The organism is Parapedobacter indicus (genome assembly GCF_900113765.1).
In the GTDB taxonomy this organism is placed as follows: Bacteria; Bacteroidota; Bacteroidia; order Sphingobacteriales; family Sphingobacteriaceae; genus Parapedobacter; species Parapedobacter indicus.
The window spans coordinates 1-12717 of the sequence record NZ_FOQO01000005.1 but is presented as its reverse complement, the minus strand read 5'-3'; the positions used below and the strand labels follow the sequence as shown (position 1 = coordinate 12717).

Annotated in this window: 10 protein-coding genes; 2 read left to right on the top strand and 8 right to left on the bottom strand. The window is 46.4% G+C overall.

From position 1 onward, the window contains the following. Positions 1-62: 62 nt before the first annotated feature. Positions 63-659, top strand: a complete 597-nt coding sequence (gene rnhB / locus BMZ56_RS11115; RefSeq protein ID WP_090626674.1) for a ribonuclease HII — start codon at positions 63-65, stop codon at positions 657-659. Here the strand turns inward: rnhB and BMZ56_RS11110 are convergent. The 3 genes from BMZ56_RS11110 to BMZ56_RS11100 form a co-directional block, all read right to left on the bottom strand. Then, positions 656-3127: a YfhO family protein gene (locus tag BMZ56_RS11110; RefSeq protein WP_090626673.1), complete on the bottom strand. Its 2472-nt coding sequence runs from the start codon at positions 3125-3127 to the stop codon at positions 656-658. The two genes, rnhB and BMZ56_RS11110, sit on opposite strands and share 4 nt — an antisense overlap. Positions 3128-3228: 101 nt before the next feature. Further along, a complete protein-coding gene (locus BMZ56_RS11105) occupies positions 3229-3981 on the bottom strand; it encodes a murein L,D-transpeptidase catalytic domain family protein (protein ID WP_090626672.1) in 753 nt (250 codons plus the stop codon). Positions 3982-4046: 65 nt separating this feature from the next. Then, a complete protein-coding gene (locus BMZ56_RS11100; RefSeq protein WP_090626671.1) occupies positions 4047-5075 on the bottom strand; it encodes a L,D-transpeptidase in 1029 nt (342 codons plus the stop codon). 169 nt (positions 5076-5244) lie between these two features. On the opposite strand from BMZ56_RS11100, the gene BMZ56_RS11095 reads away from it, so the two are divergent. Beyond that, positions 5245-6534: an NUMOD1 domain-containing DNA-binding protein gene (locus BMZ56_RS11095; RefSeq protein ID WP_090626670.1), complete on the top strand. Its 1290-nt coding sequence runs from the start codon at positions 5245-5247 to the stop codon at positions 6532-6534. A 4-nt stretch (positions 6535-6538) separates the two neighbouring features. Here the strand turns inward: BMZ56_RS11095 and BMZ56_RS11090 are convergent, their stop codons facing one another. From BMZ56_RS11090 to dnaG, 5 genes are all read right to left on the bottom strand, one after another. Then, positions 6539-7225 (bottom strand): potassium channel family protein, encoded by a 687-nt coding sequence (locus BMZ56_RS11090; protein WP_090626669.1) that lies wholly within the window; start codon positions 7223-7225, stop codon positions 6539-6541. Positions 7226-7239: 14 nt separating this feature from the next. After that, the gene (locus BMZ56_RS11085; RefSeq protein ID WP_090626668.1) at positions 7240-9018 is read right to left on the bottom strand and encodes a TrkH family potassium uptake protein; all 1779 of its coding nucleotides are present in this window, start codon (positions 9016-9018) and stop codon (positions 7240-7242) included. Continuing rightward, positions 9018-10064: a glutaminyl-peptide cyclotransferase gene (locus BMZ56_RS11080; RefSeq protein WP_090626667.1), complete on the bottom strand. Its 1047-nt coding sequence runs from the start codon at positions 10062-10064 to the stop codon at positions 9018-9020. The genes BMZ56_RS11085 and BMZ56_RS11080 overlap by 1 nt, the downstream gene beginning before the upstream one ends. Before the next feature lie 81 nt (positions 10065-10145). Beyond that, positions 10146-10511 carry a YraN family protein gene (locus tag BMZ56_RS11075; RefSeq protein ID WP_090626666.1) on the bottom strand — a complete coding sequence of 122 codons (366 nt, stop codon included), beginning with the start codon at positions 10509-10511 and terminating at the stop codon, positions 10146-10148. Beyond that, entirely contained in the window at positions 10512-12449 is a 1938-nt protein-coding gene (gene dnaG / locus BMZ56_RS11070) for a DNA primase (RefSeq protein WP_090626665.1), read from the bottom strand. Positions 12450-12717 lie beyond the last annotated feature (268 nt).

The window sequence follows — 12717 nt, the reverse complement described above, 5'->3', positions numbered from 1 at the left end:
CCCATTGCATATTGCGTACAAGTTCCCTAAGTTTGCTTCGGTAAACGAAGCAAAACGAGGCAATGCTACTTTCGAGGTATCAGGATGTATTGGTTGAAGCAGGGTGTGACGAAGCAGGCCGAGGTTGTCTGGCGGGGCCTGTTTTTGCCGCCGCTGTAATTCTCCCCCCAGATTTCCAGCATGAGCTGCTAACCGATTCCAAGCAGCTGTCTGCGATACAGCGTGCCGAGCTTCGTCCCGTTATCGAAGCGACTGCTTTGGCATTTGCCGTTGCCAGCGTAAGTCCTCAGGAAATTGACCGGATAAACATCCACAATGCCTCTTACCTCGCGATGCACAAGGCACTGGACACCTTAACCCCAAAAGCGCAATACATCATTGTGGATGGCAATCGGTTTATTCCTTATCAGCAAACTCCGCATTGCTGTATTGTGAAGGGTGACGGCAAGTATTTATCCATTGCAGCGGCGTCGATATTGGCCAAGACGTACCGAGATGATTACATGGAAAGGCTGGCTCCGGAATTTCCGGAATATGGGTGGTGCCAAAACAAAGGTTATCCCACCATACAACACCGGAGTGCAATCCTACAACACGGAGTAACCCCACATCACCGGCGCACCTTTCGGGTGACCGACCCTCAGCTCAGTCTTTTTTAAGCGGGTATAGCTTCCGATTTTCTACGTGTTTCCAGCCAAATGGCAGCCGCCATGCCCAACAGCAGTGCGATTGAGGCGATCAACGAAATGGTTTCGCCCAGGTAATAAGAACGGGGTTTGAAGATAAATTCCACTTTGTGATTGCCGCCCGGTAATTGCAAGGCACGCAGGACGTAGTTTGCCCGTAAAATCGGGTATTCTTTTCCATCCACATAAGCTTTCCAGCCTTTATCATACCATATTTCCGAGAATACCGCCAATGCATCGTTGGGGGCCGAGTATTCGTATGCCAACCGGTCCGGCCGATAGGATGTCAATTCAATGGAAGAATTTACCGGGCGGCCCAACCGCTTTTCATCCAAAAGCGATTTGAATTCTTCGTTAATAAAGGCTTCTTTGCGGGGATCAAATCCGTTGATGGCTTGCATCTCTTCTTCGTTATCTTTGACCAACGTTACCTTTTCCACAAACCACGCATTGCCTGCGGCGGTACTGCGACGCTGGATACGCTCGCTGTTTTGGTTATCCCTGGTGATCACATAACGCGTATTGAGCATGTCCAGCACATCTTCATTAAGCGCACCGTTGAATTGCCGCTCGATGAGTTCCTGGTAGCGCATCAATTTTGCTGCATGGTAACCTCCCAGCGATTTATGGAAGTAAGAAGCACGCGCATCCGCGAAGGGATTGGTTGTCAGATCCAATACGCGATAATTTGGATCTTTATCCATCAGGATGAGTTTGTCTACTTCACGTTCCTGCACAAACTGGCGGTTCACCTGAAGCTTGTCGACAAAACGTTCTTCGTTGAGATGTCGTTTGTCTACCCCCCAAAGGTCGATCAGCGTGAGCAAACCCAACGCGATCACCGCGGTTTGTGCTTTAAGTTTATGTTTGGCAAGCAACCAAATAATGGCAAACGTGGCGATAATAAAAAGTAACGAACGGAACGCGTCTGCCCGGGCTAGCGCTGCCCGATCTTTCACCAACGCGGCCATTACTTCATTGGCAAAAGTATTGTCTCGCAACTGTTGGGCATATTGCTGGATAATTGCCTGATGGTTCGATGTTTTGAAACTCAGAAACACATCCGGCAATAGGGCCATAAGCAATGCCAAGCCGCCCACACCATATAACACGTATAAACTTTTTTTATCCAGGTTTTTAATCCTGCTTCCGTTGGTAACAATTTCGTTGACCGTCAGAACCGCCAGAATTGGTATCAGCAACGAAGCGATGATCAGGATCGATTCAACGGCCCTGAATTTATTGTACATCGGAAAATAGTTGAAGAACAAATCCGATACCAGTGGAAAGTGCCTGCCAAAAGAAAGTAACAGCACCAATAAGGTGGTGATTGCTAGCCACCATTTTAGTCGCCCACGTACAACAACCAGCCCCAGGACAAACAGAAATACGACTCCTGCTCCAAAATACCAGGGTCCGGAAGTGAACTGTTTTTCGCCCCAATAAGTTGGCAGGTTGGCCGCAAACTGAGCTGCCTGTGCCGGATCTGCACCCTTGCCCATGACCAGCTTGGCAACGTTCGATTCTGCGTCCAAACGGGTATGCATGCCTCCTCCATACGCATTGGGTATCAGGAACGTCAGGCTTTCCCCTACACCTTGACTCCAATCATACGCGTATTCACGGCTTACGCCATTGTCTGCACGCTGCGCATTTTCTGTCTTCAGATTGGCCTTTCCGCGCAATGTTTCCTTGCTATATTCATACGTCGGCCATAGCAGCGAGGCATTCACGGCGACGGCTAAGATGACCGCTATGGCTTGGTATGCGATGGACGTTCCAAATTGGCGTAATTTTTTTTCTTTGAATGCATGATAAAGTTCGATGGCGACCAATACCAGCAAGGCCAAAAAGAGGTAGTAAGTTACCTGGATGTGATTGACGCGGATTTCAAGTGCCAGCGCCAGGGCTAATAATACCGTACCCCATAAATATTTACCCCGAAATGCCAATAATATACCGGCGACGATCGGAGCCATGAATGCGATGGCATATGCTTTATTTGCATGTCCTGCCTCGATATAAATAAAGTTATAAGATGAAAAGGCGAATGCAATAGCACCTGCTGCGGCTAACCAGGGTTTCACTCTTAGCACACTAAACAGCAAGTATGCTCCCAAAAGGTATAGTAACACCACATCAATGGGGTGAGGAAATAGCGCTTTGAATCCATGCAATAGGTGGGTAGTCAGGTTATTGGGCAGTTCAATCACCACTTGATACGCAGGCATTCCGCCGAACATCGAATTTGTCCAAAGCGGCATATCGCCGTCGCGGGCTTTAATATCCAGAATTTCCTTCTGTCCGGCCTGGGCTTGCAGCACATCGTGTTGGTATAACACCTTACCCTGCCAGGCGGGAGTGAAATAAAGAAAACAGATGGCGATAAAAACGCCGATGACCGCCAAATGGATCGAATTGTTATTGAACCAGTTCTTCATGTATCCCTGTTAGTTTCAAAACACAAAGTGCCAAAAATAGGGATTAGATTTGAGATGTGGCACATCAGCGCCGATTAATTAGCAGATAATCGGAAGAACGCTCACCTTCGCGCCAGCAGGGTCTCCGAAGGGTTATCGAGGTTGTTTTTCAACACCTTGCTGTTAGTCGGGTATTCATTGTCACCTGCATAAACAAAGAGCAGGGATCCGTTTTTGATGACATCGATGATCGGCTTATTGAGTTCTCTCGGCAGGGCCGGGCAGCCGTAGCTTCTTCCCAGCCTTCCAGTGGCACGGATCACATTTTCGCTGCAATAATCCGCGCCGTGGATAACCACCGCCCGGGCCATTGCCTGGTCATTGATGCCGGGCTCCAGACCCGCCAGTCGGAGTGAATAACCATTACCACCCTGATAGGTTGCGTCGGTCAAGTAAAATCCGAGTGAACTTTGCAGGGAACCCTCCTTGTTGGAGAACTTGGTGGCGTACTTTCCTCCACTATTTCTTCCGTGTGCAACTAGGGTATGAAAAAGCAGCTTTTTATTTTGCAGATCCAACACATACATCCTTTTTTCGGTAGAAGGCAAGGAAAAGTCTATGACGGTAAGGATATCTTTGTTTTTAGCAGGAAGGGCCCGATAACCCACCATGGCCTGTTCAAATGCCTCGTAGTTAAGCAGGGATCCAAGGTGTAAACTATCAAAAAGCTTTTGAGTTTCAGACAATTCGGGAGAAGGGCTTACAGAGTCAATTTGCTCGAATTTAGGTGGGGTCTCTCCATTTTTGGCTTGGAATGGATGAAAGCCCAAGCTTGCAACAACGGCAAATAGTATTACCAACAACAGCTTATTCATACGCACATTTCTTTGGTTGGGGTACAAAGTTAACAATAATTTGGGTATCAAAGTGTTAAATAATGTCAATCTATTACGATGATTAGCGATTGAAGGGTTTTTGCCCAGTCGTAGATGAATTTGGCATGTGAGGATGCATTGCGTACACACATGTGTGACCGGGGGACAGTTCCCAAGGAAGCACTGTATTCGATGATGCGTGCATTCGGACTTTGGGTAGGTATGCCATGGATATATCCCCCGTTGGTAAAGCGGTTGGCATAGGGAGCATAGCCCTGTATGGTTTTGGTGCCATCTTTCAAGTATCGCATTTTGGGCTTCTTTTCCTGGAGGACAAAGATGCCGGTAGGTGTTTCCATAGAATAAGGCGGTTTATGCATCCCCGAAGTGGCGGGATTCATGCTCAGTATTCGCCAGGATGTTTCTTCCGAACGTTCGATGGTACAAATGTTTTGATTGGTCACATCCACCACAACGACATGGTTGAATGTTACGGTATCTCCGATGGTCTTTACATATCGCTTTGGCACCTCCCAGGTCCCGTCAAACGATAGGCCTGCCACTTTGATCATTGGAATTGTATCACTGCTTAACAGTTCGACCAGCGAACCGTCTCGCCCGTACAGAATAGGGACGTTGTCGTTGTCCGCTTGATATAGCGGTACGGATTGATATCGCTCGGTACCCAATGTGTCCGAAACGCGTTTATACGCATTTCGGACATAATTGGCGACGACAGGTGCCTCGCCGTTTCGATTTTTGTAATTCTGCAATACCGCGTAGTATTTTTTTTCTCGTTGAAAATTGTCAATATGTGCCAATTTTTCTTTGATTTTGTCCCATTGAAATACACGGGTTGTGTCCTTGTAAGGATACTCGTCATCCAGGGTATACTTGTCAAAGGCCAGCTTTTTGGTAAGCTTGATATCGGCGGCCGTACGTGGGCGCTTCCGCTCTTCTTCCTCGGCTCTCTTTACACGTTCCAACGAATCGGCTTTCCGCTTTTCGGCTTCTTCCCGTAGGGAACTTTTCTCGTTGCATGAAAAAACAAACAATGCAATAGTAAAGCCAATTAGGTATGTTACTGTTCTCATAAAGGTGCATTACTTCGTACTTGTTTAACCGATTTAACATCCAAACCCGTCAAAGAGTTTGGTTTCAATTTGGTTTCATCGTTTTAATCATTGTTTGTAATTTTTTCTATTTTTGAGAATATTTTCTATATTTACCCCATTGTTACTAGACCCTATCTAAATCTTTATTATGAAAAAGACCCAATACCCATTTCAAGATTTGTCACAAGGAGATTTGCGCGGAGAACATTGGAAAGATATTCCCCAATTGGAAGGATATTACCAAATCTCCAACAAAGGGCGAGTGCGCAGAATAGCGCACTGTCGGACTACTGCCTCAGGCGCTTGCATACCGGTTCCCGGCTTAATGTTGTGCCAGCAAACGAAGTCAACTTATAACTCGTTCACGCAAGACTACCGGTTTAACCTGCGCTTTTCGGCTACTGTAAATAAGAAGCGACATTACATTACCACTGCCCGCATGGTTTACTATTGTTTTGTAGAGCCCTTTGACCTGACAGATTCCCGCCGCGTTGTACTGTATAAGGACAACGACTCACTAAACGTTTCGGCCGAGAATCTGGAATTAAGTAATCCCAGCGAAAAATTTGCACGCATGGTTAAGCAAAGTCGATGGAAAAACTCGTTTGCCGAGCTGGATCAAGCAACAAAAAAAGCAATGCGGCAAAAAGCAAAGCAACATTATGCTCAGACTGGTGTACATGAGATTAGCCAGTATGATTTGGAAGGAAACTTCATCCGTACGTATCCAGATGCTTCAGAGGCTAGTAAGGCGGTAAAAATAAGTGCTTCACATATCAGTTCTGCCGCTAAAAACCGAGGCACGTATACAGCCGGTGGTTATATCTGGCGGCGTGGAAAGGCATCCCCGATTGACATGGCAGAGCTAATGAACCTGCCGGGTATTCACTTAAGCCCCTTGGCAAAAAACCTGAGACGTATCGGGCAATACGACCTTCAGGGCAACCTGGTACAGACATATGCCACCATTGCAGAGGCCTGTTCAAAACTCGGAATGAATAGTTCATCCAGCTTGCGTGCCGTATTAAATGGCAAGCGGCATACCTGTAAGGGCTATGTCTGGCGAAGAGGAGATGCAGCCCATATTTCGATAAACAATATTGCCTCTGGCCGGTCCTTTCGTTTATCCGCGCTATCAGCAGAGGCTCGAAAAGTCACCCAATACAATTTTGATGGGATTCGCATGCGGACATTCAATAACGTACATATGGCCAGCCGGGAAACCGGTATTAACCGGTCTACCATTCAACGAGTGCTCAGTGGGCGATATGTGACAGGCGGGGGCTATCTATGGCAATATGGTGAAGCATTGCGCATGGATTTGCGACCGCTAAAAAAACATCCGCGTTTTGACCAATCGAAGCTGGGAATATACATGGAAGAAAAACGGGAACAGAACAAACGGAAGAAAGAAATTCGTCTGCTTCAGCTGTATTAGCAGCCTATTCGCCTTTTTGGATTAGCTGGGTAATATCTTTCAGTTCGCCAAATAGGACGAGAATGTCGCCCTCTGCCAGCACCGTGTCGGATTGGGCAATGCCGGTGGCTTCTTTGTTAATTTTCGTTTTTCCATCTTCCTCCTCTTCCGTAGATTTGATGGTGGTAAGCACGATAACTCTGTATTTGTTTGTTAAGTTGGCCTCTTTCAATGTCAGACCCACATATTTTGCCGGCACTTTGGTTTCAATGATACTGTAACGCTCAGAAACTTTGAAAGAATCCACAATATCAAGGTTGTCTAAGCGCATCGCCAACCGGGCGGCAGACTCTTCTTCGGGCATGATATATTCGTCGATGTTCATCGCCTCCAGTACCGTTCGCTGTAGATCAGACACAATCCGGCCAATGATGCGTTTTACGGGAAGCTGCTTTAACAATGCCGTGGTCAATAGTGATGCTCCCTCGTCTTCACCAATGGCAACAATCACCGCATGTGCGTCTTTTAGAGGCAGCGCGCTTACAGCATCGATGTCGGTACTATCCATACATACCGTATGCGTGATTTTTTCTTTGAGTTGCTCGACCTTATCCATGCGGTTGTCTACACCGATGACTTCATGTCCCAATTCAGTAAGCCGTATGGCCAGCGATTTGCCGAAGTTTCCAAGACCCATGACAATATACTTCATTACTAACCTCCTTCTTAAAATAATACCTTCTCCTGCGGATAGGTAATGTTTCTATTTTTCGTGTTTTTAATTAATGCGACCAACAAAGTAAGCATACCAACTCGTCCGACGAACATCGTGCACGTAATGATCATTTTTCCCGCGTCGCTGAGTTGGGGTGTGATGCCCAGGCTAAGCCCACAGGTCGCATAAGCGGAAAAGCTTTCGAACGCAATATCAAGAAGGCTTTTGTCACTGTCGGTAAGGGTAAGCGCAAAAACAGATGCTCCCATGGCCAGCAACGACAATGTAATAATAGCAAATGCTTTACTGACGGTATCGTTTGAGATTTTTCGCTTAAAAATTTCTAAATCATCTTTACCTCTTGCCAAGCTGATGATATTCAACAAGGCGATGGCAAATGTAGTCGTCTTGATACCACCGCCAGTCGATCCGGGAGATGCTCCTATCCACATGAGCAGCATGATAATCATAATTGTTGGAAAGGTAAAGGCATCCATATCAGCGATGTTGAATCCCGCAGTACGGGAGGAAGTTCCAGTAAAGAAAGCCGAAATCAATTTAGCCCAAAGTCCTTGATGTTCAGCGAGGGTGTGGTGATATTCCAGTACGAGCGTGATCAGTGTGCCGAAGACAATTAGTATACCAGTGGTCCAGGCAATCAATCGCGAATTGAAACTGATAACCCAAGCGCGGTAGATAAACGGCCTGCCGTAAAACAACCGCTTGAAGACATTGATGAACCACCGCTTGATAAACGTGTAGGTGTTCAATACAATAGCAAATCCGAACCCACCCAAAATAAAAAGGAGAGCAATGATCAGTTGTACGTTATAATTGAATCGAAGGACCGGATTATGCATTCCATTGCTCGCGGTCGAAAACCCGGCATTACAGAAGGCGGATACAGCATGGAACACGGCAAAAAATAAACGCTCGCTATTAGATTTAAAGTCACCAGCCGCTACACTTGTATAAATAAACGCTGCGCCGGCTGCCTCGAAAAATAAGGTGATAAACACAATCTTAAACAAGGTATTGATGACTGATCCGACTTTGTTGTGACCGAGTATCTCACTATACATCAATTGATTCTTAAAGGAAAATCCGCCAGAAAAGAAATAGCCAAAGAATCCAGTGAATGTCATAATTCCCAAACCGCCCAATTGGATCAAAATCAATAATACCGTATGCCCAAAGGGCGAAAATACGGTAGCAACATCGACGGTAGACAAACCGGTGATGCACACGGCGCTGGTAGCCATGAATAAGGAGTCAATAAACCGCAGGGGAGATTCGGCTCCTGCTTTGGGAAGCATAAGCAGCAACGTACCGATCAAAATCAGAAAGAGAAAACTGATGACGAACAAAATCGTCGGATTGAAGTAAAAGTTATCGAAAAACAGGCTGCTTTTAGAAAGTTCGGTAAGAAATACTGCAAAAATGCCCAGATAAAGCCATTCGGATTGACGGAGGAAGATAAAGAGATCGTTGCCGCTGCTCCGTCCGATAGTGATCAATGTGAAGTAGATGATTAGCGCAATGCCGCCGTAGTGCGACACAGAAACCTGACGCTTGGCAGCAATTGCCAAAGCGGTGCGAAGGAAACTGAGAAAAAATAAACCGTAGAATATCCAGGGTATGGACGATTCGAAATAATATTCCGCGATTTGGTTGGTGTTGTAACCGATATGGAATAGAACGGCCAAACCGCAGGCGAGACTGATATATAACATCGCCCGGTCTACCGTTTTTTCCCGGTATTTAAAAATGTATCGGAGGTTGCTGAGCATTACCTGGCCACTAGTTCAATCTCGTAAAGCGTACGCCAATTTTTGCCGGTTATGAAAAGCCGTTTACCTTCCCGTTCATAGGCAATGCCATTTAGCTCGTTGTTGGCTTCTTGTTTATCGGGATAGATACCAATGAGGTTGATTTCGCCTTCGATTGCCCCGGTATCGGGATTGATGATTACGATGAAATCTTTGGTATATACGTTGGCGTATATTTTACCATCGATGTATTCGAGTTCATTAAGACTATCCATGGGCCCCTTGTCGTTGTATATTTCGATGAATCCCTCTTCAGCGTAGGTGTCTTTATTGAGAAAATAAAGCTTGCTGCTGCCATCGGATTTGATTAATCGCTTGCCATCGTAACAAAGCCCCCAACCTTCGGGGCTTTGGCCGTATGTAAACTCACCGATCTTGGCGAAGGAGCTTTTGTTGTATACGAATCCTACTCGGTGTTCACGCCAGGTAAGCTGGATGATTTTGTCGCCGACAATGGTCAGCCCTTCGCCGAAGTATTTTGCATCCAACTCGGCTTTCTGCAATACATCGCCAGTTTGGTAGTTTACCTTTCGGATGGAGGATTTACCTTGTTGACCGGTACTTTCATAGAGGACACCTTGATGATCGAACTCCAGTCCTTGGGTATATGCTTCAGGGTCGTGAGGATATTCATGCACGACTTTGAAACCATAGCGCTTGGGTGCGGGCGGTACCACTACAATATTACTATATGCGATCTGTTCTTCTCCACCATGGTAGAGCTTGGCACTGAGTGTACGGCTGCCGAAAGGAGCCTTTTCGGTGTCCAGGGAAACGGGGGTGCTATCTGTTTTCCGAGCCAGGATTTCTCCATCTATGGCGTAAACTATTGAATCAAACGAAGAAATTTCTGAAGGAAAAACTAACTTCAGCGGAATAGATTCGCCTTTTTTGACAAGGGTGCCCGCTTCGGGGGTATCAAAGCGGAATTTTGATGCTTTCCTTTGTGTATTGCAGGATGCAACAAATACAAACAGCATCAGCAAAAAGTAAATCAATCTTTTCATGGTCACAAACTTAGTTATTATGATTTGCCGCGCAAAGCCGCGAAGGCGTAAAGTAAGCTGCCTAGCGCCAAGTCCTCGTAGTTAATCCGGCCAAAAGGCATCCCTTATTAGCCGGGTATTATAGGTGTTGTTTTCTCTTGAATATAAAATAGACACCACGTCAAACCGGATTTCGCCGCCATAACGGTTGGCAGCAATGTATTGGTTGGCCGCACGTATCAATTTTGCTTGTTTTGCGGCATCCACAAATTCATAGGGCATGCCGTATGCATGATGAGCCCGTGTTTTGACCTCTATAAATACAAGAATGTTCTCTTCTTCTGCAATGACGTCTACTTCCAGGTTTTTATAACGCCAATTCCGGCAGCGAATCCGGTAACCCTGCTGTTTTAATAATTGTACAGCTACATCTTCGCCTTGTATACCGGTTTGTAGAGATTTTGACATCTATTTGATTACGATGGTGCCCAATTTATCCGCAATTAGCTTCGATACATCCTTGAGTTTTTGATAGTTTGCTAGCATAACCTCCATGTTCGTTTCGTCGGTTTCCGCTTTCAATTCCTCCCGGATCCGAAAAATCTGTTGCTCGACCTTTCTTTTTTTCAGGCGATAAATCGCTCCATATACCAGGTCTTCCAGTCGCTCCGACTCGTGAGAAACGTAGATCTTGCGTTTTTCGTCATTCCAATTGGGGCTGATGCTATATTTGATGGCGAGTAAGTCAATGGCGAGGTCTGCGATATGCCGGTCGGGGTGGGTGATAAATACCCGTTCTTCGGGCAATTCGTGACGTGCGATATATTCTTTGTATATGTTGATTACTGAAAGGCAGGCCGGATCGTCAAAGGAAATGTCGGTTAGTCCGCTTAGTAGGAGCGGGGCGATGGGAATGTCGCCGTTGCTTTCCCAAGTCGCGGAGTGGTTTCCATAATTAAGCAATATACGGACAATTTCACGCTCTTGCAATGCATCCGGTGAGATGCCTTCTTCTGCTTTGTCAGGATCGGATTTCGCGGCGGGTGTGTGCTCTTTATGCTGCAAAGGCACGGGGTCCTGCTTCCGGTCGGGTTTCTTTGCTTGGCCGATCCGGATTTTATTGAGTTCCGAAATGAGGAGCCGTTCTTCGATTTCCAGCAATGAACTGCACTCCCGCACAAATATGGAGGCTTTGATTGCATCCGGAATTAACGCAATACTGGCAACCACCTCGTGGATGACTTCCGCTCGCTTGATCGGATCATTGCCGGCATCGCGCAAAAGCACGTGGGTCTTATAGAAAATAAAGTCTTGCTGATGTTCGGCAATGTATTGTTTAAATGCAGCAGAGCCATACCGTTGTACATACGAGTCGGGATCGTTGCCATCCGGAAACAGTAGGACTTTCACATCGAGCCCCTCTTCCAGTAGCATGTCCGTACCGCGCAGTGACGCCTTGATGCCCGCTTCGTCGCCATCATACAGGATGGTTACATGCTTCGTATAACGCGAGATGAGTCGTATCTGTCCGATGGTTAGCGAAGTGCCCGACGAGGCAACTACGTTTTCGACACCGGCTTGATGCATCGACAGCACATCGGCATATCCTTCAACCAAATAGCAGTTGTCTGCGTCGAGAATCGGTTTTTTGGCAAAATATAACCCATAAAGTACATCCGATTTGTGGTATACCTCACTTTCGGGTGAATTTACATATTTAGGGGATTTCTTGTCTGTTTTAAGTGTACGTCCGCCGAAGCCGAGTATCCGCCCTGTAAGATTATGTATCGGAAACATCACACGGCCACGGAAGCGATCGTATACGCTTCCGTCATCCTTGCGTATGATCAGCCCCGCTGTTTCCAGAAATTCATCTTTATGGCCCTCCGCCTTCGCCCGATCATAAAGTGCAGTCCAAGCCTCCGGCGAATACCCCAACTCAAATTTGCGGATGATATCTTCCCGGTAACCTCGCTCTTTGAAATAATTAAGGCCTATGGTACGGCCCTCTTCATTTTCCCACAAGGTTTCTCTGAAGAACTTACCCGCCCAGTTGGTTACAATAAACAAGCTTTCCCTTTTATCCTGTGCCGCTACCTGTTCGGGGGTTCGCTCAGTTTCCTCCACCTCGATGTGATATTTTTGGGCGAGGTATTTAAGTGCTTCGGGGTAAGAATATTTCTCGTGTTCCATCACGAACCGCACGGAATCTCCTCCTGCGCCGCACCCGAAGCACTTGTAGATGCCCTTGTTCACCGATACGTTAAACGATGGCGTTTTCTCATTATGAAACGGACAAAGGCCAATAAGTGAAATTCCCCGTTTTTTAAGATCCACGAAATCGCCCACCACCTCTTCAATACGGGCGGCATCCAATATTTTATCAACAACCTCTTGCTTGATCACTCCTCTTCGATTTGGCAAGGTAAAATTAACGAATAAGGAAGAAGTAGCAAGCACATCGGTAAAATATTATTTTGTAGTCAAGTAACGACAATGGGTAATCCTTCCAATCAGTTAATTTTCTATTTTTGCCGCACAAAGAGGCACCACAAGGCTGCCATTTTAGTTTGAAAATTATGGAAGTAAAGAATATCTGTTGCATCGGAGCGGGCTACGTGGGAGGTCCGACGATGTCGGTCATCGCCCAGCAATGTCCCCACATTACGGTTAC

Bases quoted from the DNA above. Each gene is read 5' to 3' on its own strand.
- BMZ56_RS11075 (WP_090626666.1), bottom strand. From the start codon at position 10,511: ATGTCAAAATCTCTACAAACCGGTATACAAGGCGAAGATGTAGCTGTA.
- rnhB (WP_090626674.1), top strand. From the start codon at position 63: ATGCTACTTTCGAGGTATCAGGATGTATTGGTTGAAGCAGGGTGTGAC.
- BMZ56_RS11090 (WP_090626669.1), bottom strand. From the start codon at position 7,225: ATGAAGTATATTGTCATGGGTCTTGGAAACTTCGGCAAATCGCTGGCC.
- BMZ56_RS11105 (WP_090626672.1), bottom strand. From the start codon at position 3,981: ATGAATAAGCTGTTGTTGGTAATACTATTTGCCGTTGTTGCAAGCTTG.
- BMZ56_RS11100 (WP_090626671.1), bottom strand. From the start codon at position 5,075: ATGAGAACAGTAACATACCTAATTGGCTTTACTATTGCATTGTTTGTT.
- BMZ56_RS11110 (WP_090626673.1), bottom strand. From the start codon at position 3,127: ATGAAGAACTGGTTCAATAACAATTCGATCCATTTGGCGGTCATCGGC.
- BMZ56_RS11095 (WP_090626670.1), top strand. From the start codon at position 5,245: ATGAAAAAGACCCAATACCCATTTCAAGATTTGTCACAAGGAGATTTG.
- BMZ56_RS11085 (WP_090626668.1), bottom strand. From the start codon at position 9,018: ATGCTCAGCAACCTCCGATACATTTTTAAATACCGGGAAAAAACGGTA.
- BMZ56_RS11080 (WP_090626667.1), bottom strand. From the start codon at position 10,064: ATGAAAAGATTGATTTACTTTTTGCTGATGCTGTTTGTATTTGTTGCA.